Genomic DNA, 22,347 nt, shown 5'->3' on the forward strand with positions numbered 1-22,347 from the left:
ACTTATTGACCCAACTTCAGGCGAGCAGTCTCGCCACTGGTGAACGGAGCGACATCAACCACCTGCCCGTTGTAGCTGACCTGCGCGCCACGGGCGAAGCCCAGACGCACGGAAATGGGTGGTTTGCCGCTGACAGAAACATTTTCGCCTTTACGCTTGAGACCGCTCAACAACACCTTGCCGGTGCCATCGGTCACTTGCGTCCAGCAATCGGCGATGAATTGCAGTTGAACATGGCCTTGGCCAGCAACCGGGGCAGCCGCCGCTGGAGCGGGAATGGTCGGCGTGACCGAAGCGGTTGCAGGCGGGGTCGATACCACAGGAGCAGTCGGGGCCGGAGTTGCGACAACCGGCGCGGTGCTGTGCGTCGGTGCTGCAGGCGCTGGGGCAGCCGGTGCAGTCGGAGCGGCAACAGGCGCAGTGGCTTCCGCTTCAGCCGGCGCTTCAGCCGAAGTCTCGGCTTGCGGCAACGCCAGCGCAGTCGAGCCTTCAGCCTGACCTTCCGCGACAGCCTGGTCTTCCGGCTCGTCCAGCGGATGGATCTGGGTGGTGCCGTCAGCGCCTTCGACTTCAACGTGTTCCGGGCTCAGGCTGATCAGGTCTTTGGTGCGCAGCGAGGTTTGATCCTGCCACCAGACAAAACCACCACCAATCACTGCGATCAGCAACAGCAGGCTGACAATTCGCAAAATGGTGTGGGAAACCCGAACCGGCTCTTCGATACGTCCCAGACTATGAACGTTGCTGCCCTGGGAGTCGGTGCCGGTGGATTGGTCGAACTGCTGGACCAGTACGGTTTGATCCATGCCCAGCAATTTCGCGTAGGCGCGAATATAACCCCGAGCAAACGTATGCCCAGGCAACTTGTCGAAAGCGCCGGCTTCCAGATTGCTCAGGGAATTGACGGTGAGGTTGAGCTTGAGGGCCACTTCAGCCAGCGACCAGCCATTGCTTTCGCGTGCCTGGCGCAAGGTCTCACCGGGGTTAACGCGATTCGCTGCTACAACTTCGGGATGCGCCGCTTTCATCATTGCTCCGACAGGTATTGCTGATATTCCGGCGTACCGGGATAGAGTCGTTTTAGTTGCAGGCCAAAACTGGCGGCCTTGTCGCGATCTTCAAACACTTTTGCCAGCCGAACGCCGAGCAATAGACTACGTGCATTTTGCTCGGTGAGCAGGCTAAAACGGTCGTAATAGTCACGCGCGGGCACATAATGCCTGTCTTCGAAGGACAACTCAGCCATTTCCAGCAATGCACGTGGCTGTTGGCGATTCAAACGCAGGGATTTTTCCAGCTGCTGCTGCGCCAGATCGCGCTGCCCCAGCTTCGAAGCAGTCATGCCGAGGTTCTCGAACACCCGCGAACGCTCAGGATACAAGGTATCGGCGGCAGCCTGTTCAAAGCGCTCGTACGCCTCTTTGTACCGTTTCTCTTCGAAAAGAAAACTACCGTAGTTGTTCAGGATTCGCGCATCGGCGGGACGCGAAGACAGCGCCTTGCGAAAATGCTGGTCGGCGAGCTCCGGCTCCATCTCGGCCTGGAATACCAGACCCAGTGCAGCGTTGGCGTCTGGATCCGAGTCATCCAGATCCAACGCTTTCTTCAACGGTACTTTCGCCCGTTCGGTCATACCCTGTTGCAAGTACCCCAAGCCCAGTTGCACATAGGCAACACGCGCTTCATCGCGGCCCTTGCTGGTCTTCATCGGGTTGAAATCGCCCGACAGGACACAACCAGCACACAGGCTGGCCAATAGCAAAAGCAGCGCGAAGCGCAGGGACATAGAGATCCTCTCTTAATTATTGTTCGCAGCGTTCTGCGCAATATCGTTTTCGGCGCTTAACTCGCGCACGGCGATATAACGTTCGCTGCGACGGGTGCGATCCAGCACCTGCCCTACCAATTGGCCACACGCGGCATCGATGTCTTCACCGCGTGTGGTACGTACGGTGACATTGAAGCCGGCATGGTGAAGCTGATCCTGGAAACGGCGAATCGCGTTGTTGCTCGGGCGCTCGTAACCGGAATGCGGGAACGGGTTGAACGGAATCAGGTTGATCTTGCACGGGATGTTCTTGAGCAACTCGATCATTTCGACCGCATGTTCAACCTTGTCGTTGATGTCCTTGAGCAACGTGTACTCAATGGTCAGCACGCGCTTCTCGCCCAGGGAAGACATGTAGCGCTGGCACGACTCGAGCAGCATCTTAAGCGGATACTTCTTGTTGATCGGTACCAATTGGTTACGCAATGCGTCGTTCGGTGCGTGCAGGGACAACGCCAGGGAGACGTCGATGTGCTTGGACAGCTCATCGATCATCGGCACCACACCCGAAGTAGACAGGGTTACACGGCGCTTGGAGATCCCGTAACCCAGGTCATCCATCATCAGATGCATGGCGGCCACGACGTTGTCGAAGTTCAGCAGCGGCTCACCCATGCCCATCATCACCACGTTGGTGATGGCACGGTCGGCGGTCGCCGGGATGCTGCCGAACGATTTATTGGCAATCCACACCTGACCGATGACTTCGGCGGCGGTGAGGTTGCTATTGAAACCTTGCTTGCCGGTGGAGCAGAAACTGCAATCCAGGGCACAGCCTGCCTGGGACGAAACGCACAAAGTGCCGCGTTTGCCCTGGGGAATGTACACGGTCTCGACGCAGCTACCGGACGCCACGCGCACCACCCATTTACGGGTGCCGTCGGTGGAAATGTCCTCGCTGACCACTTCGGGGCCGCGGACTTCAGCAATGGCCTTGAGCTTGTCGCGCAAGGCTTTGCTGACGTTCGTCATGGCGTCGAAATCATCGACGCCAAGGTGGTGAATCCATTTCATTACCTGACCGGCACGGAAACGCTTCTCCCCGATTGAGTCGAAGAATTTTTCCATTTCCAGCTGAGTCAGACCCAGCAGGTTGGTTTTTACAGTCGATGTAGTCATGGATTCACCTTCACTCTTAAGCCAATGCTTAGCGAGTGGTTACTTCAGTAGCTGCGAAGAAGTACGAGATTTCGCGAGCAGCAGCGGCTTCGGAGTCCGAACCGTGTACAGCGTTGGCGTCGATGGAATCAGCGAAGTCAGCGCGGATGGTGCCGGCAGCAGCTTCTTTAGGGTTGGTAGCGCCCATCAGCTCACGGTTCAGAGCGATAGCGTTTTCGCCTTCCAGAACCTGAACAACAACCGGACCGGAGATCATGAAAGCAACCAGGTCGCCGAAGAAACCACGAGCGCTGTGCTCAGCGTAGAAGCCTTCAGCTTCGGCTTTGGACAGTTGCTTCAGTTTCGAAGCTACAACGCGCAGGCCAGCTTTTTCGAAACGAGTGGTGATCTCGCCGATAACGTTTTTTGCAACAGCGTCAGGCTTGATGATGGAGAAAGTACGTTGAACAGCCATGGTGTAACTCCAGAAACGGTAATTTGTTAAAAATTAAACCCGCGAATTATACGCGGGTTCTTTGGTATTGCCTAACTGCGTACGGCGCAGACTCAGTCTGCTTCTTCGATCCAGGCGGCCTGAATGGCTTCAAGCACCTTCTCGCCACCGCGTGTCGGATCATCACTGAACTCCGGCAATGCCAGCACCCATTGGTGCAGATCGACGAAGTTCACGTAGCGCGGGTCCGTATCCGGCTTGGATTCAGCCAGCTGGATCGCGATTTCCAGCACATCAACCCATTTCAGACTCATGTCAGTTCCTTGAATCAGTGCGGCGCTTCGGCTGCATGGTTGACCGAGTATTTCGGAATTTCGACGGTCAGGTCTTCAGTCCCGACGATCGCCTGACAGCCTAGACGCGATTGCGCTTCCAGACCCCAGGCCCGATCAAGAAAGTCTTCTTCCAGCTCATCCGCCTCATCCAGCGAGTCGAAACCTTCGCGGATGATGCAGTGGCAGGTGGTGCAGGCGCAGACGCCGCCACAAGCGCTTTCCATCTCGATATGGTGTTCATGAGCCAATTCGAGGATGGACGTACCGGTCTCAGCCTCCACGACCATGCCGTCCGGGCAAAACCTTTCGTGTGGCAGAAAAATGACCTGCGGCATCGTTATTCCTCAATCTCATTCAGGTTGCGCCCCGCCAGCGCGGCTTTCACCGTCGAGTCCAGGCGGCGGGCAGCAAAGGCATCGGTCACTTGCGACAGACGCTTGGTCTGCTGCTCGATGGCGTAACCATCGGTACCTTTCATCAATTCGGTCAGTTCCTGCATCTGCAACTCGATAACCATGCGCTCTTCAGCGTCGAGCAGGCGTTCGCCGTCGACATCGAGGGCGCCTTGCACCGCCTCGATCAGGCGCTGGGCATCGACTTGCTGCTCACGCAACACACGAGCGACCTTGTCGTCGCTGGCGTGCTGGAACGAATCCTTGAGCATTTTGGCGATTTCGCCGTCGGTCAGGCCGTAGGACGGTTTGACCTGAATGCTGGCCTCGACGCCTGAACCCAGCTCGCGAGCGGAGACACTGAGCAGACCGTCGGCATCGACCTGGAAGGTCACGCGAATCTTCGCCGCACCCGCCACCATCGCCGGAATACCGCGCAATTCGAAGCGTGCCAGGGAGCGGCAGTCGCTGATCAGCTCGCGCTCGCCCTGCAACACATGGATCGCCATGGCCGACTGGCCATCTTTGTAAGTGGTGAAGTCCTGAGCGCGGGCAACGGGGATGGTGGTGTTGCGTGGAATCACTTTCTCCATCAGGCCACCCATGGTTTCCAACCCCAGGGACAACGGAATCACGTCAAGCAACAGCAGCTCGCTGCCGTCACGCTTGTTGCCAGCCAGCGTATCGGCCTGGATCGCAGCACCAATGGCCACCACTTGATCCGGATCGATTTCGGTCAGCGGCTCGCGACCGAAGGCTTCTGCAACCGCTTCGCGAACGCGAGGCACGCGAGTCGAACCGCCGACCATGACCACCGCGTGAACTTCGTCCAGCTCGATACCGGAATCACGCACAGCGCGGCGGCAGGCTTTCAGGCTGCGAGCAACCATCGGCTCGATCAGCGCATTGAAGGCCTCACGGGTCAGCTCGGCTTTCCAGTCGCCATAAGCGACTTCAACGGCCGCGGCGTGGGTCAGGGACTCTTTGGCCGCACAAGCGGTTTGCAGCAGATTGCGTTGTGCACCCGGATCAAGGTCGGCCGACAAACCGGCGCTCTCGATGATCCAGCCAGCGATTGCGTGGTCGAAGTCATCGCCGCCCAAGGCACTGTCGCCGCCGGTAGCCAACACCTCAAACACACCGCCGGTCAGGCGCAGAATCGAAATATCAAAGGTGCCGCCGCCCAGATCATAAATAGCAACCAGGCCTTCGGCATGCTGGTCCAGACCGTAAGCCACAGCGGCAGCAGTCGGCTCATTGAGCAAACGCAGCACGTTCAGACCAGCCAGTTTGGCCGCATCCTTAGTGGCTTGACGCTGAGCGTCATCGAAATAGGCCGGAACGGTGATCACCGCGCCAACCAGCTCACCGCCCAACGTGGCCTCGGCGCGCTGACGCAGCACCTTGAGGATATCGGCGGAGACTTCGACGGGGCTTTTCGGGCCCTGGATCGTGTCGATGAACGGCATGTGCGATTCGCCGTCGACAAAGCGGTACGGCAGTTGATCGCCCAATTGCTTGACGTCGGACAGACCACGACCCATCAAGCGCTTGACCGACAGCACGGTGTTCAAAGGATCGGTGGCGGCAGCCAGTTTGGCCGACTCGCCGACCTCGACACGATCGGCGTGGTAGCGCACGGCAGACGGCAGGATAACCTGCCCGTCAGCGTCAGCCAGAGGCTCGGAAAGACCACTGCGCAACGCAGCGACCAGCGAATTGGTAGTGCCCAAGTCGATCCCCACAGCCAGACGACGCTGGTGCGGTTGAGGACTTTGGCCGGGTTCGGCGATCTGCAGTAGGGCCATCGTTATCAGGACTTATCTGTATATCAGGCGTGCGACCGGAGCGGCACTGGGTTAATCGTCGAGGCGCTCTTCTAACTGGCGCACTTCGTAAGTGAGCTTGTCGAGGAACTGCATGCGCCGCATCAGGCGTTCGGCCTGTTCACGTTGCGCTGCATTATTCCAACAGGCTGCGAAGCTTTGGTTCAGTTCATCCTGAGCCGTCTTCAAGCGGCGCTTGAACACGGCAATACCCGCCATGTCGGCGCTGTCTTGCAGGTCTTCGAGCTCTTCACGCAGCTCCATCTGCTGCAGAAGAAACTCCGGATCATGCACCGTGACCTCCAGCGGCAGCTCGTGACCACCCAGGGCGAGCAGATATCGCGCGCGCTTGGGAGGATTTTTGAGCGTCTGGTAGGCCTCGTTGAGGCTCGCGGATTGCTCTAGCGCCAGCCGTTGCTCTCGCTCGGAAGCGTCTGCAAAGCGGTCCGGATGAACGCTGCGCGCCAACTCACGGTAGCGCGTAGCCAGCTGATCGAGATCCAGATCGAAGCTCGGTTGCAGCTCAAATAAAGCGAAATGACAAGGAGTACCCACGAGTAGCCTCAGATATTGAAGCTTTCGCCGCAGCCACATTCACCGCGTACGTTGGGGTTGTTGAACTTGAAGCCCTCGTTCAACCCTTCCTTGACGAAATCGAGTTCGGTGCCGTCCAGGTAGGCCAGGCTTTTCGGGTCGATGATCACTTTCTCGCCGTGACTTTCGAACACCTGATCCTCTGCAACCACCTCGTCGACAAACTCCAGCACGTAGGCAAGGCCGGAACAGCCTGTGGTGCGAACACCCAGACGAATCCCTTCACCTTTGCCGCGCCCGTTGAGGGAGCGTCGCACGTGTTGAGCAGCCGCTTCTGTCATGCTGATAGCCATCGGTGACTCCTTACTCGTCGCCAAATCTTGAAAGTCAGATCAAGCCTTTCTTCTGCTTGTAGTCGCGAACGGCCGCTTTGATAGCGTCTTCAGCAAGTACGGAGCAGTGAATTTTTACTGGCGGCAGGGCCAGTTCTTCGGCCAACTGAGTGTTCTTGATGGTCTCTGCTTCATCCAGAGTCTTGCCTTTCATCCACTCGGTCGCCAGGGAGCTGGAGGCGATAGCCGAACCGCAACCGTAGGTCTTGAACTTGGCGTCTTCGATGATGCCTTGCTCGTTAACCTTGATCTGCAGGCGCATCACGTCGCCGCACGCTGGAGCGCCGACCATGCCGGTGCCGACATCAGGGTCTTCCGCGTCCATCTTGCCGACGTTGCGCGGGTTCTCGTAGTGGTCGATGACCTTTTCGCTGTAAGCCATGATTCTTAATCCTCACTCATCAGAGAGTCGCTCTTAAGCCCTGCGAATCGAAATCCTGCAGGGCCGGTTTGCGGCGACTTGAAATCAGTGTGCCGCCCACTCGATTTTCGAAATGTCGACACCGTCTTTGTACATGTCCCACAGCGGCGACAGAGTGCGCAGCTTGGTAACGGCCTCGCAGACTTTCTGCGCGGCGTAGTCGATTTCTTCTTCGGTGGTGAAACGGCCGAAGGTGAAGCGAATCGAGCTATGGGCCAGTTCGTCGTTGCGGCCCAGGGCGCGCAGTACATACGAAGGCTCAAGGGATGCCGAGGTGCAGGCCGAACCGGACGAAACCGCCAGATCCTTGAGCGCCATGATCAGCGACTCGCCTTCAACGTAGTTGAAGCTCAGGTTCAGGTTGTGCGGAACGCGGGCGGTCATGCTGCCGTTGATGTACAGCTCTTCCAGGCCTTCGACCTGCTTGAAGAAACGGTCGCTCAGGGCTTTGATACGCACGTTCTCGGCAGCCATGTCTTCTTTGGCTACGCGAAAAGCTTCACCCATGCCGACGATCTGGTGGGTCGCCAGGGTACCGGAACGCATGCCACGTTCGTGACCGCCGCCGTGCATGGTCGCTTCGATGCGAACACGCGGCTTGCGGCTCACGTACAGTGCGCCGATGCCTTTAGGGCCGTAGGTTTTGTGGGCAGAGAACGACATCATGTCGACTTTCAGCTTCGACAAGTCGATCTCGACCTTGCCGGTGGACTGAGCAGCGTCGACGTGGAACAGAATGCCCTTGGAACGGGTCAGTTCGCCGATGGCCTCGATGTCGTTGATGGTGCCGATTTCGTTGTTCACGTGCATGACCGAGACCAGGATGGTGTCGTCGCGCAGGGCGGCTTCGATCATCTCTGGCGTGACCAGACCATCAGTGCGAGGTTCGATGTAGGTGACTTCGAAGCCTTCACGCTCCAGTTGGCGCATGGTGTCGAGGACAGCCTTGTGCTCAATCTTGGTGGTAATCAGGTGTTTGCCTTTGGTGGCATAGAAATGTGCCGCACCCTTGATTGCCAGGTTGTCGGACTCGGTGGCACCGGAGGTCCAGACGATTTCACGCGGGTCGGCGTTGACCAGGTCAGCGACCTGGCGACGAGCGTTTTCGACGGATTCTTCAGCTTTCCAGCCGAACACGTGGGAACGGGACGCCGGGTTACCGAAGTTTCCGTCAACCAGCAAGCATTCACTCATCTTTTGCGCGACACGTGGATCAACCGGGGTCGTCGCAGAGTAATCAAGGTAAATCGGCAATTTCATGGACTATCTCCTAAATCAGGCTGGCTGGCGTGCCGCTAGCTCTTTGGCTGTCATTCGACGGCGGACGCTTCAATCTTGTCCAGGCGTGGCGTCTTGCTGTTGCAACGGCGCTGATCCTGACGCTGGGCTACTTCTTGTACCTCACGGCGAGTGACAAGGTCAGCCAAGCTGATACCGCTCAGAAATTCGTGAATCTGCAGGCTCAGATCACACCACAAGTGGTGGGTCAGACAGGTGTCGCCGGAATGGCAATCGCCCTGGCCCTGGCATTTGGTTGCATCGACCGATTCGTTCACCGCATCGATCACCTGGGCGACCTGGATGCCCTGCATGTCGCGGGACAGCTGGTAGCCACCACCTGGGCCACGAACACTGGACACCAGATTGCTGCGGCGCAATTTGGCGAAGAGCTGTTCGAGGTAGGACAGGGAGATGCCTTGGCGCTCGGAGATATCGGCCAGGGACACCGGCCCGTGCTGCGCATGTAACGCCAAGTCAAGCATGGCGGTCACGGCGTATCGGCCTTTTGTAGTCAGTCGCATGGACAATTACCACGGAGTTCAGAATGGGGCGAGTATGCAATTCCCGAGTATTTAAGTCAACTATAAGACCTAGTACTTTAGTCAGGATTACCCACAAAAGAGCGCGCGCATCATAGCAAAGGCTGGCCGGGAACAGCCAGCCTTTGCTCGCGAAGGACCAGCCCGGATTTAGCCGGCCTTGCTTTCGTCTTTGTCCTTGACGCAGGCAAAGTCTTCTTCACGCAGTTCAGGCAGATCCTTGGCGCAATAGTTGCTGCCCAGATCCTTCAACGCGCCGCACATGCCCTCCAGACGGCCATCGACTGCCTGCAGGTGATCAAGCAGCTGACCAATGGCGCGAGCCACAGGGTCGGGCATGTCTTCGCCGACACCGTAGGCATCGAAGCCGATCTTCTCGGCCATGGCCTTGCGCTTGGCATCTTGCTCATCGTCGGATTTGACGATGATTCGCCCTGGAATCCCCACCACCGTTGCACCGGCCGGAACAGCCTTGGTGACCACGGCATTGGAACCGACCTTGGCTCCGGCGCCGACCGTGAACGGGCCAAGCACCTTGGCGCCCGCCCCGACCACCACGCCATCTTCCAGAGTCGGGTGACGCTTGCCCTTGTTCCAGCTGGTGCCACCCAGGGTCACGCCCTGATAAAGGGTGACGTCGTTACCGATCTCGGCGGTCTCACCGATGACGATGCCCATGCCATGGTCGATAAAGAAACGACGACCAACCTTGGCGCCCGGATGGATCTCAATCCCGGTCAACCAGCGACCGAAGTTCGAGACCAATCGCGCCAGCCACTTCCAGCCCATGCCCCACAGAGCCGATGACAGGCGATGGATCCAGATGGCGTGCATGCCCGGGTAGCACGTCAGAACTTCAAAGGCGTTGCGCGCTGCCGGATCACGATGGAAAACACTCTGGATATCTTCACGCAAACGCTCGAACATTTTTAATCCTTCCGCTTAAGAAGCTCGCCACGGGCCGCTTTCTGGGTTTCCGTGAGGATGCCACGCAATATATTCATTTCCGCCCGGCTGACCGAGCTACGTCCGTACAACCGGCGCAGGCGCGCCATCAAGTGCCGTGGTTTTTCCGGATCGAGGAATTCAATGGCCACCAGGGTTTGTTCCAGGTGCTCATAGAATCGCTCCAGTTCATCCATGGTCGCCAGCTCACCACTTTTGGTGGACGCCACTTCATCCTTCTCGACCTTGCTCGGCTGCCCTTGGGCCGCGAGCCAGGACATCCGCACTTCATAGCTCAACACCTGCACCGCTGCCCCAAGGTTCAGCGAACTGAACTCAGGGTCTGATGGGATGTGCACGTGATAATGACATCGCTGCAGCTCTTCGTTGGTCAGGCCGGAATCTTCACGACCAAAGACCAAGGCAATCTCGGCGCCCTGCCCGGCTTCCTCGACCACTTTCACGCCGCATTCGCGGGGATCGAGCAACGGCCAGGGAATACGCCGGTCGCGAGCGCTGGTGCCGAGCACCAGATTGCAGCCGACCAAGGCATCTTCCAAGGTGGCGACGACTTGCGCATTTTCAAGGATGTCCCCGGCGCCGGAGGCACGAGCATCAGCCTCGTGGTGCGGGAACAACCGCGGTTCGACCAGCACCAGCCGCGACAGGCCCATGTTCTTCATGGCACGCGCAGCCCCGCCGATGTTGCCGGGATGGCTGGTATTGACCAGGACGACACGAATGTTATGCAGCAAGGGAGGCGCTCTCGAACACTTTAATGGGGAGCAGAATCTTACAGCTCAACCTACCGTTAAGCTATGAAAGCGAACACTGACCTTCACCTGTAGAAACTTTCTGATAGAATGCCCGGCTTTCTTTAACAACCTTAGGTGACACATCCATGCAGCCCATGCTGAATATCGCGCTGCGCGCCGCCCGCAGCGCCAGTGAATTGATCTTCCGCTCCATCGAGCGCCTGGATACCATCAAGGTCGACGAAAAAGACGCCAAGGATTACGTATCCGAGGTGGATCGCGCCGCCGAACAGAAAATCATCGACGCGCTGCGCAAGGCCTACCCTACCCACGGCATTCTCGGCGAAGAAACCGGCATGCACCCTGGTAGCGGCGAAGGCGAAGAATACCTGTGGATCATCGATCCGCTGGACGGCACCACCAACTTCCTGCGCGGCATTCCTCACTTCGCTGTCAGCATCGCCTGCAAATACCGCGGTCGCCTGGAACACGCTGTTGTTCTGGACCCGGTTCGCCAGGAAGAATTCACCGCCAGCCGTGGTCGTGGCGCTCAACTGAACGGTCGTCGTCTGCGCGTCAGCGGCCGCACCAGCCTGGACGGCGCCCTGCTGGGTACCGGCTTCCCGTTCCGCGATGACCAAATGGACAACCTCGACAACTACCTGGGCATGTTCCGCGCCCTGGTGGGCCAGACTGCCGGCATCCGCCGCGCTGGCTCGGCGAGCCTGGACCTGGCCTACGTGGCTGCTGGCCGTTTCGACGCCTTTTGGGAGTCGGGCCTGTCCGAGTGGGACATGGCTGCAGGCGCCCTGCTGATCCAGGAAGCAGGCGGCCTGGTGAGTGACTTCACCGGCGGTCACGATTTCCTTGAGAAAGGCCACGTCGTTGCCGGTAACACCAAGTGCTTCAAAGCAGTATTGACGGCCATCCAGCCACACCTGCCAGCCTCGCTGAAGCGCTAAGCGCCCGGCCACAAAAAAGCACCCTTCGGGGTGCTTTTTTATGTCTGAAATTTGAGTTCAACACCACCACCGATCAACTGTGGGAGCGAGCCTGCTCGCGAAAGCGGTGTATCAGCCACTACCATTGCTGGATGTGACGACGCTTTCGCGAGCAGGCTCGCTCCCACAGGGGATTGGTGGTGGCGCATAGATCCCGGGCACAAAAAAAGCACCCCGCAGGGTTAATGCCAGTCAGTTAAGCTGACTGGCATTTTTATTTTTGATCGGATACTTCGGGGATTTGAGCCTAATAGCCCGAGGATAAATGCGTTCCTCCCGCCGATGAGGCAGGACGTAATGCATGGCTGAGGCATGAAGCTCGGCCAGGTACTTGGGGATGTTCCCGGAACGGTCGGCGGAGACGCTGTTGATAAACCCGAGAATCGCCCAGGTGCACGCGCTAAAGCTCATTTCGCATGGGTAAATTCCTGGACAGTGACGACTCATTTCCACCATCTGATAGCGCAACAAGTTGTAGCCCAGCAGTACTCCCCACAGCTCCTGCTCGATCATCTCCGGCGTCTTGCTGCGCAGCGTGTAACTGCTGTTGAGCAAAGTCTGTTTCATCTCCCGAAATCCTAATTCGATCTCCCATCGCTGGCTGTACAGGTCGACGATTTCGTCGGGCGGAAAGCGCAGCGGATCGGCCATCGACGTCAGGATCTGACACACCTTGCCCTTGACCGTTTTGCTCAGGAGCCGCGCGGTCAGGCGCTCCGGCAGCCCCGGCCATTGCTTGCGGGCCTGCGGCGAAGTGCTTAATGAGACAACCGCATCCTGGCGCCCCAAACGCTGAAGCACTTCGTACTGCGAGCCTTTTTTCAGCGGCATCAGCCAGTGACGCTCGATCCCTGCCTGCTGCCATTGATGCAGTAAACCTAACGAATAAAAACCACGATCAAACAGCGTCAGCGAGTGATCAGGGGTGGTTTCGATCAACTGCTCCGCCAGTTTCATCTCGTTGCTGCGATAGCCGTCAAACGCACTGCCGATGAGCAAATGGCTGGTCAACTCCATTTGGCAGACCATGCGTACCTGAGGAAAACCGGTGTCGCCATGCTGGTTGCTGGCGGAGTCGTAACGCGCACGGTTTTCCAGCGTATCGGGCGTTCGCCAGACAACGCCATCGACCCCCAGTAAACGTAAACCGGCCCAAGTTGGATGAGAGGCCGCTTCATGCCAACTTTTCTGAGTCAGATGGAAGACTTGTCGTACAGCCTCGCGGCCCAATCTCTGACGGGCTTGAACCACGGCGCTGGGTGCCACCAGCGGGCGCTGGCCCGGCAGCATGATATTCATGCGGCTGACCACATCCCACGCCGACATGCGCCGAAAGAACGCCATGGAGATCACGCACCAAAGCATCATTTCCAACGGCAAGCGCCGCTTGCGCAGGGTCGCTACGCCTGCCTGTTCAAGTGCTTGCTCGACCAAAGAAGGGTCGAGCAAGGAGTCCAATCCCTCGATTGAGTTTGGAGTGGAGACGATGGTGTGGGTCAGTTCCAGTGCCCGAGCGAGACGCATAAAAAAATCCGATGCCAGTACAGGCATCGGATTTTGATTTCTTGCGGCCAAAGGTCAAGCGAAAGGGCTTAACTGATCGGCATTACCCCGCAGGGTGCTTCTTTTTGAATCTGAATTTCAGCTACTCATTGAGCCGGTTCGTTCTGCGACAGGATCAACTTACCTTCCTTGTCGACCGGAATCTGGTTACCCGGATCGCGATCCATCCGCACTTTGCCTTCCTTGCCATCCAGCGAATAACGAACGTCATAGCCGACGACTTTGTCGCTGATGTCATTCACCGTATTGCAGCGAGTTTGAGTCGTGGTGTAGGTATCACGATTCTGCATGCCTTCCTGCACCTTGTTGCCGGCATAACCGCCGCCGACCGCACCTGCAACGGTGGCAATCTTCTTGCCGGTGCCACCACCGATCTGATTACCGAGCAAACCACCCGCCACTGCACCCAATACGGTACCGGCGATCTGGTGTTGATCTTTCACCGGCGCTTGCCGGGTTACTGCGACATCCTTGCACACTTCACGTGGCGTCTTGATCTGTGTCTTGACCGGTTCAACGGCTAGAACTTGCGCATACTCAGGGCCGCTTTTAACCAGGTTGTAGGTGGCAACAGCACCCCCGGCAGTCACACCGACAGCACCCAATACCGCACCAACCAGCAACGACTTGTTCACATGAACCTCCTGACCATCACATGCGGGACATACCCGCGCTTCTCCCAGCCTTGGAGCATAAAAAAAGGCGCGAGTTCAACTCGCGCCTTTTTTGGCAGACAACTGGAAAACGATAGCCGTTATGGGCGGTCGTCGACTTCCTTATCGGTAGCCACTGCAGGAATCAGATCCTCGGTGCTCAGGTTCAGCCAGATCAGCACGACGTTGGCGATGTAGATCGACGAGTAAGTACCCGCTAGAACACCGATGAACAGCGCGATGGAGAAGCCGAACAGATTGTCGCCACCGAAGAACAACAGGGCCGCGATCGCCAGCAAGGTGGAGATCGACGTCGCCATGGTCCGCAGCAGGGTTTGCGTGGTCGAGATGTTGATGTTCTCGATCAGGCTGGCCTTGCGCAGGACACGGAAGTTCTCACGAACCCGGTCGAATACCACGATGGTGTCGTTGAGCGAGTAACCGATAATCGCCAGCACCGCCGCCAGCACCGTCAGGTCGAAGGTGATCTGGAAGAACGACAGGATACCGATGGTCACGATCACGTCGTGGATCAGCGAGACAATGGCACCGATCGCAAACTTCCACTGAAAGCGGAAAGCCAGGTAGATCAGAATACCGCCGAGCGCCATCAGCATGCCGAGGCCGCCCTGGTCGCGCAGCTCTTCACCCACCTGAGGGCCAACGAACTCGACGCGCTTGACCACGGCCGGGTTGTCGCCACCGACTTTCTGCAGCGCTTCTGCCACTTGATGGCCCAGCTGCGGATCTTCACCCGGCATGCGCACCAGCAGATCGGTGGTTGCACCGAAGCTTTGCACGATTGCCTCGTGATAACCCGAAGTGGCCAGCTGCTCACGCACCTTGGTGACATCGGCCGGACGCTCGTAGGTCAGCTCGATGAGCGTACCGCCGGTGAAGTCCAGGCCCCAGTTCATGCCCTTGGTGGCGACGCTGAACAATGCCAGCGCAGTAAGGAACAATGTGACGCCGAACGCAAAGTTGCGAACGCCCATGAAGTTGATTGTACGTAACATGGCAGCCCCTTAAATCCACAACTTCTTGAAGTCACGACCGCCGAAGATCAGGTTGACCATCGCGCGGGTCACCATGATGGCCGTGAACATCGAGGTAAAGATCCCGAGGGACATAGTCACTGCGAAACCTTTGACTGGACCTGTGCCCATCGCAAAGAGAATCCCGCCGACCAACAGAGTTGTCAGGTTGGCGTCGAGAATCGCGGTAAATGCCCGGCCGAAGCCTTCGTTAATTGCCCGCTGCACGGTCATGCCCGCCGCGATCTCTTCACGTATCCGCGAGAAGATCAGAACGTTGGCGTCGACCGCCATACCCATGGTCAATACGATACCGGCGATACCCGGCAGGGTCAGCGTTGCACCCAGCAGTGACATCAGGGCCAGCAGCATCACCATGTTCACCGTCAGCGCGACGGTAGCGATGATGCCGAAGAAGCGGTAGATGGCCATGATGAACAGCGAAACAAACAGCATGCCCCACAGCGATGCATCAATACCTTTGGTGATGTTGTCGGCACCCAGGCTCGGGCCAATGGTGCGCTCTTCAGCGAAGTACATCGGTGCAGCTAGACCACCGGCACGCAGCAGCAGCGCCAGTTCGGACGACTCGCCCTGGCCGTTCAGGCCAGTGATACGGAACTGAGCACCCAGAGGCGACTGGATGGTCGCCAGGCTGATGATCTTCTTCTCTTCCTTGAACGTCTGAACCGGCACGTCTTTCTCGACGCCGTTGACCACTTGCTTGGTGTAAGTGGTGATCGGACGCTGCTCGATGAAGATCACCGCCATGCTGCGACCGACGTTGCTGCGAGTCGCACGACTCATCAGCTCGCCACCGTGGCCATCCAGACGGATGTTCACTTCTGGCGTGCCGTGTTCGCCGAAGCCAGCCTTGGCGTCAGTCACCTGGTCACCGGTGATGATCAAGCCACGCTCGATCTGTGCCGGCGGACGATTGCCTTCACGGAATTCGAAGGTTTCGGAAGTCGCTTTCGAAGCGCCAGGCTCAGCAGCCAGACGGAACTCAAGGTTGGCCGTCTTGCCGAGGATACGCTTGGCTTCTGCGGTGTCCTGCACGCCCGGCAGCTCAACCACGATGCGGTTGGCGCCCTGACGCTGAACGATGGGTTCGGCAACACCCAGCTCGTTGACGCGGTTACGTACCGTGGTCAAGTTCTGCTTGATGGAGTATTCACGGATTTCCGCCAGCTTGGCCGGGGTCATCGCCAGACGCAGCACCGGTTGGCCATTGAGGTCGGCCGGAACAATGTCGAAATCGTTGAAGCTCTTGCGGATTAGCGCACGGGCCTGTTCGCGGGCTGCTTCATCAGTGAAGCCCAGCTGAATGGCACCGCCCAGTTGCGGCAGGCTGCGATAGCGCAGCTTCTCTTTACGCAACAGGCTCTTGACGTCGCCTTCGTAGACTTTCAAGCGTGCGTCGAGGGCTTTGTCCATGTCCACTTCCAGCAGGAAGTGCACACCACCGGACAAGTCCAGACCCAGCTTCATCGGGTGCGCGCCAAGGCTGCGCAGCCATTGCGGTGTGGTTTGTGCCAGGTTCAGTGCAACGACGTAGTCATCACCCAATGCCTTGCGCACGACATCCTTGGCAGGCAGCTGGTCTTCAGCCTTGGTCAGACGAATCAGACCGCCCTTGCCGTTCGCAGACAGGGTGGCAGCCTTGATGTTGATCCCGGATTCCTTGAGCGCTGTGCCCACACGATCCAGATCAGCCTGAGTCACTTGCAGCGCAGTGCTTGCACCACTGACCTGAATGGCCGGGTCATCAGGATATAGATTGGGAGCGGAATAAATCAGACCGACCGCTAGCACCGCCAGGATCAGAATGTATTTCCACAGAGGGTATTTGTTCAGCATCACGCCGCCCGCTTATGACGCGGGGCGCCTTGCGCGCCCCGTCGATTGAGTAGAAGTTGAAACTTAGATCGCTTTCAGCGTGCCTTTTGGCAGCGTGGCGGCGATGGCGCCTTTCTGGAACTTCATTTCGATGGTGTCGGAAACTTCCAGAACAACAAAATCGTCTGCCACTTTAGTGATCTTGCCGGCGATACCACCGGTGGTCACAACTTCGTCGCCTTTTTGCAGGCTGCTCAGCAGGTTCTTCTGCTCTTTGGCGCGCTTGGCCTGTGGACGCCAGATCATCAGGTAGAAGATGACCAGGAAACCGACCAGGAAAATCCACTCAAAACCACCACCCATTGGGCCTGCCGCAGGTGCAGCAGCGTCAGCCATGGCATTAGAGATAAAAAAGCTCATTTAGCACTCCAGTTGCAAATGTTGAATCTTGGGGTCAGAAAACTCAGTCCAAAGGCGGAACAGCAAGCCCGCGTTTGGCGTAGAAGGCATCGACAAAGGCGGCCAATGTACCCTGTTGAATAGCCTCGCGCAAACCAGCCATAAGCACCTGGTAATGGCGCAAATTGTGGATGGTATTCAACATGCTACCCAGCATTTCGCCGCACTTGTCCAGATGGTGCAGATAAGCACGGGAGAAGTTCTGGCAGGTGTAGCAATCGCAGGTCGGATCCAGCGGCGAATCATCATGGCGATGGAACGCGTTACGGATCTTCAGCACGCCGGTATCAATGAACAGATGCCCATTGCGGGCATTACGGGTTGGCATCACGCAATCGAACATGTCCACACCGCGGCGCACACCCTCAACCAGATCTTCCGGTTTGCCAACGCCCATAAGGTAACGAGGTTTGTCAGCCGGCATCTGACCTGGCAGGTAGTCGAGCACCTTGATCATCTCGTGTTTCGGCTCGCCCACCGACAGACCGCCGATGGCCAGGCCGTCGAAGCCGATCTTGTCGAGACCTTCCAGCGAACGCATGCGCAAATCCTGGTGCATGCCACCCTGAACGATACCGAACAGCGCCGCCGTGTTGTCGCCATGGGCTTCTTTCGAACGCTTGGCCCAACGCAACGACAGCTCCATGGACACCCGCGCGACGTCTTCGTCGGCCGGGTAAGGCGTGCATTCGTCAAAGATCATCACGATGTCCGAGCCCAGATCACGCTGGACCTGCATCGACTCTTCCGGGCCCATGAACACCTTGGCGCCATCAACCGGAGAAGCGAAGGTCACGCCCTCTTCCTTGATCTTGCGCATGGCGCCCAGGCTGAACACCTGAAAACCGCCGGAGTCTGTAAGAATCGGGCCTTTCCACTGCATGAAATCGTGCAGGTCGCCGTGCTTCTTGATCACTTCAGTGCCAGGACGCAGCCACAGGTGGAAGGTGTTACCCAGAATGATTTCCGCGCCAGTGGCAGTGATATCCCGCGGCAGCATGCCCTTGACCGTGCCGTACGTGCCCACCGGCATGAACGCCGGGGTCTCGACGGTACCGCGCGGGAAGGTCAAACGACCGCGACGAGCCTTGCCGTCGGTGGCAAGTAGCTCGAAAGACATACGACTGGTGCGACTCATTCTGTTTCCTCTGGGCCACGTGGCGCGGGATTACGGGTGATAAACATCGCATCACCGTAGCTGAAAAAGCGGTATTCATGCTCGACGGCGGCTTTATAAGCGGCCATGGCTTCGGGATAACCGGCGAACGCCGAAACCAGCATCAACAGCGTGGATTCGGGCAAATGAAAGTTGGTGACCAGGGCATCGACCACATGAAACGGGCGGCCCGGGTAGATAAAGATGTCGGTGTCGCCACTGAACGGCTTGAGCACGCCATCGCGTGCGGCACTTTCCAGGGAACGCACACTGGTCGTCCCCACGGCGATCACGCGCCCACCGCGCGCGCGACAGGCTTCGACGGCATCGACCACGTCCTGACTGACTTCCAGCCACTCACTGTGCATGTGGTGGTCTTCGATCTTCTCGACGCGCACCGGCTGGAAGGTGCCAGCGCCGACGTGCAACGTCACGAACGCCGTCTCGACGCCCTTGGCGGCAATCGCCTCCATCAGCGGCTGATCGAAATGCAGCCCCGCCGTCGGCGCCGCAACCGCACCCAATCGCTCGGCGTAGACCGTCTGATAACGCTCGCGGTCCGAGCCTTCATCCGGGCGGTCTATATAAGGAGGCAACGGCATGTGCCCGACGCGATCGAGCAGCGGCAACACCTCTTCGGTGAAGCCCAACTCAAACAACGCGTCATGACGCGCGAGCATTTCAGCTTCGCCACCACCGTCGATAAGAATCTTCGAACCCGGCTTCGGCGACTTGCTGGACCGCACATGGGCCAGCACGCGATGACTGTCGAGCACCCGCTCCACCAGGATTTCCAGCTTGCCGCCGGAAGCCTTCTGGCCAAACAGCCGCGCCGGAATCACCCGGGTATTGTTGAACACCATCAAATCGCCCGGGCGCAAATGCTCAAGCAAATCAGTGAATTGACGGTGTGCCAGGGCGCCGCTGACCCCATCCAGGGTCAACAGGCGACTATTGCGACGCTCGGCCAAAGGATGGCGAGCAATCAGCGAATCAGGGAGCTCGAAGGTAAAGTCAGCAACGCGCATGATGGGGTTCGTCTAGCAGGGCCGGGAAGTCTAGCGGAAATATCAAAAATTCTCCATGTACCTGATTGACCGACGGTTATCTCATCTCTATACTTCGCCGCCATTGAGCCCTGATGGCGGAATTGGTAGACGCGGCGGATTCAAAATCCGTTTTCGAAAGGAGTGGGAGTTCGAGTCTCCCTCGGGGCACCAAAATTAAGAAAGGTCTTGCTTTGCAAGGCCTTTTTTTTCGCCCGCAGAAAAGCACCTGACACCCCACCGATCTGTAGGAGCCGGCTTGAACTGGCGATCTTTTGATCTCCACGTTCTCGATTGGTACGACAATTCACAAGGATTCATCCCATGGAACTGCTGCTGGAAACTGTTGCTCTGTTCTGTCTCAAGCTGGCTTATGAGACGGAGGGGTCGAGTCCGATTCTGCGGGATGATTTGGTGATGGGGGATTATGAGCGGGAGGTTTTTGGGTTGTTGGTGCGCAAGGGCGATGTCGAGACGATCCAGTTGAAAGTGGATGAGTGTCTGGGTTTGGCGCTGAATGCCATAGGTGGTGTTGATACAGTCCTGGGCCGCGAGCTGCACAGGTTGGCGGCAGATTTCAGTGCTGCGCAGACGATGGAACAGCTAGATTACCCGCTCATCGCGCTCAAGGATTATCTGAAAGACATTCAGTGAATAAAGGGAACTACTGAAAATAGGTATGCCTGATTGACGTACTGATTCTTGTCGTCATATGTAAATAAATGTTCAATCTTCCCCCTGTTCCCTGATGAGGAAGGCGGCCCCTTCAGACGTTGCAATTCCTCCAGCGCTGTATCAATAAACGAGGAATGTAATAGCACGCGACATACCCATATAATGCAATCACATAGAAACTCAAAAACATGGCCGAAGCGAATATCGAATACATAAAGGTACTCTGCCCAAAAATGCGAAATTTATGATTATGCCCGGCTAAGTCTACTGCTTCAAAATAATTAATTGAGATAAACATCGCCAGCAACATCGCCAACACCAACAATGCAAATAAATACTTTTTTAGCGTCAAATTTTTATATTGATCTGGATCTATAACTAGTTTAGCGCGAGCCATATAGATGGCAATTACAGCGAAAACCGGACCAAATAGACTTACATAGCTAGTACTCAATCTTGAACTAAACGGAAAAAGCGAAGACCAGAACCCTACCGTTCCAAATAGATATTGATTTAAAAAATTATCGACACGCAAATAAATCCCCGCATCGGCATGCGCAGGCAGAAGATTGGTTAGCAAAAATAAAGGTAGAAGGCTAAATAAGATCAGCAAATAAGGAATGGGGATAACTTGAGTAACTTTTTTTTTCATTGAAGCTGCCCTGTCTTTAGGTGCGAATCGAAAAAAACTTTGTAGACTTTGCGATGTGAATGCTTTTGGCATTAAGCCCGATGCAACGAAGCACCGGGCCATTTTATCGTAACAAGCTTGTTCGATTACTGCTGGGGGAGTGTATTGAGGACAGCGGTATTGATCTCATCAACCTTTTTTGCATCAAAATAAGCGCCTGCCAGAGCCATTAATACTGCCACCGTGACTAACCCGGCTGCAGACCCGACAAACACCGGCATGATCAGCACCATGACTCCAGCAAGCACTGCCCCGGCTCCCAAGCCAACAGCTATGCTCTCCAGCTCAAGACCGAGGGGCTTCCAGTCGCCGGTCTCCACACCGACGATAGCCTGCTCACGAACGGTGTTGATCTGGACAGCTTTGCCTACTAAACCGAAAACCTTGCCCAATCGTGTGAAATTGTCGGCCATTGAGGCTTGATCAAGAGCCTTGAGCGCGCTCGCCACAGCTTGCGCGTCTTGCTTATTAAGCTTGGCGTTGGGATTTATCCGCACCTTCTCGAACGTTTGCATGGCTTCGGCATAGCTTCGCACCTTCTTCCCCGAAATATTCTCCTGCAGACCAAGGGCGACCTTGCTCATGTGTTCGCCGTACTTGCTCAAAATATCTTTATTGACGTCGGAGAGGAATGTCACTGCCGCTTTATAGGCGGCCTGCTCTGCTGAAACGCGAGCAGCCTCATCTGCCAACCTAATGGCTTCAGCCTCCACAGCCTGGCGTGCGTCCTCTTCCGCTTGAGCAGTGGCGACGGCCTGCGTGAGAACTGAAGATTTCTCCGTGAGAATTCGAATTTTTTCCGCCAGTATTTTTGCTCTGTAAGCGGCCATAGCGGATACCTCCCAGGCTCTGTAAATACCGAGAGCCGTGCCGGAAACACCGCGATTCTGAAATATGTTCACAAAATCTACCGCACTTTTTTTGACTTCTACCGCCAGCACATCCCTACCAAAAAAGGCATTGGCAGCGGCATTGCTCTCAGACATTTGTGCGTTGTTCTTCATGATCAGACTGTCCACAACAAATTTTTCTGCTTTGAGGTTTTCCAGCCTGTAGGGGGAATGAGGACCGACTGCATCTACAATTTCCGTGTCAATGTCGGCGGGTAATTGTGATAAATAAGCGGCGTAGGATTGTTCGATATTTCGTTGCATTGTTGTGACAGTTACTATTACGGATATCGTATATCGTATATCGTATATCGATCGTTAAACCTAATGCCCTTCTGACTGAAGAACATATCGATTTCGATACCGCTTGCAAATTTACCGTCCCACGGCAATGGTTTGCCAATCACACCACTACCGGGAAGGGGCCCCGGGGGCTTGGGCAGTGGCAGATCAGGAGTTACAACGATAGGTGGAAGGGTGATATTTCCTTGTGGCATTTATTTTCTCCATGGTTTGTGGAACAGACAGCCCTTCTGAATC

At 56.9% G+C, this 22,347-nt stretch carries 25 protein-coding genes and 1 tRNA gene; 3 read left to right on the plus strand and 23 right to left on the minus strand.

What is annotated here, in order from left to right:
* Positions 1 to 2 precede the first annotated feature (2 nt).
* From ACYZT5_RS18910 to trmJ, 14 genes are all read right to left on the minus strand, one after another.
* Positions 3 to 1,028 carry a RodZ domain-containing protein gene (locus tag ACYZT5_RS18910; RefSeq protein WP_462046895.1) on the minus strand — a complete coding sequence of 342 codons (1,026 nt, stop codon included), beginning with the start codon at positions 1,026 to 1,028 and terminating at the stop codon, positions 3 to 5.
* Positions 1,028 to 1,786: a type IV pilus biogenesis/stability protein PilW gene (gene pilW, locus ACYZT5_RS18915; RefSeq protein WP_462046896.1), complete on the minus strand. Its 759-nt coding sequence runs from the start codon at positions 1,784 to 1,786 to the stop codon at positions 1,028 to 1,030. The genes ACYZT5_RS18910 and pilW overlap by 1 nt, the downstream gene beginning before the upstream one ends.
* Positions 1,787 to 1,798: 12 nt before the next feature.
* On the minus strand, positions 1,799 to 2,947 hold the full coding sequence (rlmN, locus tag ACYZT5_RS18920; RefSeq protein ID WP_059403385.1) for a dual-specificity RNA methyltransferase RlmN: 1,149 nt from the start codon (positions 2,945 to 2,947) through the stop codon (positions 1,799 to 1,801).
* A 28-nt stretch (positions 2,948 to 2,975) separates the two neighbouring features.
* Positions 2,976 to 3,401 carry a nucleoside-diphosphate kinase gene (gene ndk / locus ACYZT5_RS18925; RefSeq protein ID WP_007916882.1) on the minus strand — a complete coding sequence of 142 codons (426 nt, stop codon included), beginning with the start codon at positions 3,399 to 3,401 and terminating at the stop codon, positions 2,976 to 2,978.
* A 92-nt stretch (positions 3,402 to 3,493) separates the two neighbouring features.
* A complete protein-coding gene (iscX, locus tag ACYZT5_RS18930) occupies positions 3,494 to 3,694 on the minus strand; it encodes a Fe-S cluster assembly protein IscX (protein WP_462046897.1) in 201 nt (66 codons plus the stop codon).
* A 14-nt stretch (positions 3,695 to 3,708) separates the two neighbouring features.
* Positions 3,709 to 4,050 carry an ISC system 2Fe-2S type ferredoxin gene (gene fdx, locus ACYZT5_RS18935; protein ID WP_449644200.1) on the minus strand — a complete coding sequence of 114 codons (342 nt, stop codon included), beginning with the start codon at positions 4,048 to 4,050 and terminating at the stop codon, positions 3,709 to 3,711.
* 2 nt (positions 4,051 to 4,052) lie between these two features.
* Entirely contained in the window at positions 4,053 to 5,915 is a 1,863-nt protein-coding gene (hscA, locus tag ACYZT5_RS18940) for a Fe-S protein assembly chaperone HscA (protein WP_462046898.1), read from the minus strand.
* Positions 5,916 to 5,966: 51 nt separating this feature from the next.
* Positions 5,967 to 6,488, minus strand: coding sequence for a co-chaperone HscB (hscB, locus tag ACYZT5_RS18945; RefSeq protein ID WP_462052282.1), 522 nt, complete (start codon positions 6,486 to 6,488; stop codon positions 5,967 to 5,969).
* A gap of 8 nt (positions 6,489 to 6,496) precedes the next feature.
* Positions 6,497 to 6,820 carry an iron-sulfur cluster assembly protein IscA gene (gene iscA, locus ACYZT5_RS18950; protein WP_007903589.1) on the minus strand — a complete coding sequence of 108 codons (324 nt, stop codon included), beginning with the start codon at positions 6,818 to 6,820 and terminating at the stop codon, positions 6,497 to 6,499.
* Positions 6,821 to 6,854: 34 nt separating this feature from the next.
* On the minus strand, positions 6,855 to 7,241 hold the full coding sequence (gene iscU, locus ACYZT5_RS18955; protein WP_003443374.1) for a Fe-S cluster assembly scaffold IscU: 387 nt from the start codon (positions 7,239 to 7,241) through the stop codon (positions 6,855 to 6,857).
* Positions 7,242 to 7,325: 84 nt separating this feature from the next.
* On the minus strand, positions 7,326 to 8,540 hold the full coding sequence (locus ACYZT5_RS18960; protein WP_462046899.1) for an IscS subfamily cysteine desulfurase: 1,215 nt from the start codon (positions 8,538 to 8,540) through the stop codon (positions 7,326 to 7,328).
* A gap of 50 nt (positions 8,541 to 8,590) precedes the next feature.
* Complete coding sequence (gene iscR, locus ACYZT5_RS18965) at positions 8,591 to 9,082, minus strand: Fe-S cluster assembly transcriptional regulator IscR (protein WP_007941394.1); 492 nt, start codon at positions 9,080 to 9,082, stop codon at positions 8,591 to 8,593.
* A 168-nt stretch (positions 9,083 to 9,250) separates the two neighbouring features.
* Positions 9,251 to 10,027: a serine O-acetyltransferase gene (cysE, locus tag ACYZT5_RS18970; RefSeq protein WP_462046900.1), complete on the minus strand. Its 777-nt coding sequence runs from the start codon at positions 10,025 to 10,027 to the stop codon at positions 9,251 to 9,253.
* A 2-nt stretch (positions 10,028 to 10,029) separates the two neighbouring features.
* Positions 10,030 to 10,800, minus strand: a complete 771-nt coding sequence (gene trmJ / locus ACYZT5_RS18975) for a tRNA (cytosine(32)/uridine(32)-2'-O)-methyltransferase TrmJ (RefSeq protein ID WP_461977264.1) — start codon at positions 10,798 to 10,800, stop codon at positions 10,030 to 10,032.
* Positions 10,801 to 10,946: 146 nt separating this feature from the next.
* Here trmJ and suhB point away from each other — a divergent pair, with 146 nt between their 5' ends.
* Positions 10,947 to 11,762, plus strand: a complete 816-nt coding sequence (gene suhB, locus ACYZT5_RS18980; RefSeq protein ID WP_008147729.1) for a type III secretion system regulator SuhB — start codon at positions 10,947 to 10,949, stop codon at positions 11,760 to 11,762.
* A gap of 231 nt (positions 11,763 to 11,993) precedes the next feature.
* On the opposite strand, the gene ACYZT5_RS18985 is transcribed toward suhB, so the two are convergent.
* The 7 genes from ACYZT5_RS18985 to queA form a co-directional block, all read right to left on the minus strand.
* Complete coding sequence (locus ACYZT5_RS18985) at positions 11,994 to 13,325, minus strand: IS4 family transposase (protein ID WP_462046901.1); 1,332 nt, start codon at positions 13,323 to 13,325, stop codon at positions 11,994 to 11,996.
* A 125-nt stretch (positions 13,326 to 13,450) separates the two neighbouring features.
* The gene (locus tag ACYZT5_RS18990; protein ID WP_462046902.1) at positions 13,451 to 13,999 is read right to left on the minus strand and encodes a glycine zipper 2TM domain-containing protein; all 549 of its coding nucleotides are present in this window, start codon (positions 13,997 to 13,999) and stop codon (positions 13,451 to 13,453) included.
* A 119-nt stretch (positions 14,000 to 14,118) separates the two neighbouring features.
* Complete coding sequence (gene secF, locus ACYZT5_RS18995; protein ID WP_462046903.1) at positions 14,119 to 15,033, minus strand: protein translocase subunit SecF; 915 nt, start codon at positions 15,031 to 15,033, stop codon at positions 14,119 to 14,121.
* 9 nt (positions 15,034 to 15,042) lie between these two features.
* Positions 15,043 to 16,911, minus strand: coding sequence for a protein translocase subunit SecD (gene secD / locus ACYZT5_RS19000; RefSeq protein WP_462046904.1), 1,869 nt, complete (start codon positions 16,909 to 16,911; stop codon positions 15,043 to 15,045).
* Between the two features lie 63 nt (positions 16,912 to 16,974).
* Positions 16,975 to 17,310, minus strand: coding sequence for a preprotein translocase subunit YajC (yajC, locus tag ACYZT5_RS19005; protein WP_008147715.1), 336 nt, complete (start codon positions 17,308 to 17,310; stop codon positions 16,975 to 16,977).
* Positions 17,311 to 17,353: 43 nt separating this feature from the next.
* Positions 17,354 to 18,469 carry a tRNA guanosine(34) transglycosylase Tgt gene (gene tgt / locus ACYZT5_RS19010; RefSeq protein WP_462052283.1) on the minus strand — a complete coding sequence of 372 codons (1,116 nt, stop codon included), beginning with the start codon at positions 18,467 to 18,469 and terminating at the stop codon, positions 17,354 to 17,356.
* Between the two features lie 14 nt (positions 18,470 to 18,483).
* A complete protein-coding gene (gene queA / locus ACYZT5_RS19015; RefSeq protein ID WP_462046905.1) occupies positions 18,484 to 19,533 on the minus strand; it encodes a tRNA preQ1(34) S-adenosylmethionine ribosyltransferase-isomerase QueA in 1,050 nt (349 codons plus the stop codon).
* A gap of 107 nt (positions 19,534 to 19,640) precedes the next feature.
* Between queA and ACYZT5_RS19020 the strand changes: the two genes are divergently transcribed.
* Both ACYZT5_RS19020 and ACYZT5_RS19025 read left to right on the plus strand, forming a co-directional pair.
* Positions 19,641 to 19,725 (plus strand) — tRNA-Leu (locus tag ACYZT5_RS19020).
* A 150-nt stretch (positions 19,726 to 19,875) separates the two neighbouring features.
* Positions 19,876 to 20,205: a hypothetical protein gene (locus tag ACYZT5_RS19025; RefSeq protein WP_462046906.1), complete on the plus strand. Its 330-nt coding sequence runs from the start codon at positions 19,876 to 19,878 to the stop codon at positions 20,203 to 20,205.
* Between the two features lie 112 nt (positions 20,206 to 20,317).
* Here the strand turns inward: ACYZT5_RS19025 and ACYZT5_RS19030 are convergent, their stop codons facing one another.
* Together ACYZT5_RS19030 and ACYZT5_RS19035 are read right to left on the minus strand one after the other, a co-directional pair.
* Positions 20,318 to 20,878 carry a hypothetical protein gene (locus ACYZT5_RS19030; protein ID WP_462046907.1) on the minus strand — a complete coding sequence of 187 codons (561 nt, stop codon included), beginning with the start codon at positions 20,876 to 20,878 and terminating at the stop codon, positions 20,318 to 20,320.
* A gap of 125 nt (positions 20,879 to 21,003) precedes the next feature.
* The gene (locus tag ACYZT5_RS19035) at positions 21,004 to 22,071 is read right to left on the minus strand and encodes a colicin-like pore-forming protein (protein WP_462046908.1); all 1,068 of its coding nucleotides are present in this window, start codon (positions 22,069 to 22,071) and stop codon (positions 21,004 to 21,006) included.
* Positions 22,072 to 22,347 lie beyond the last annotated feature (276 nt).

It is taken from the genome of Pseudomonas sp. LB3P14 (assembly GCF_054898045.1).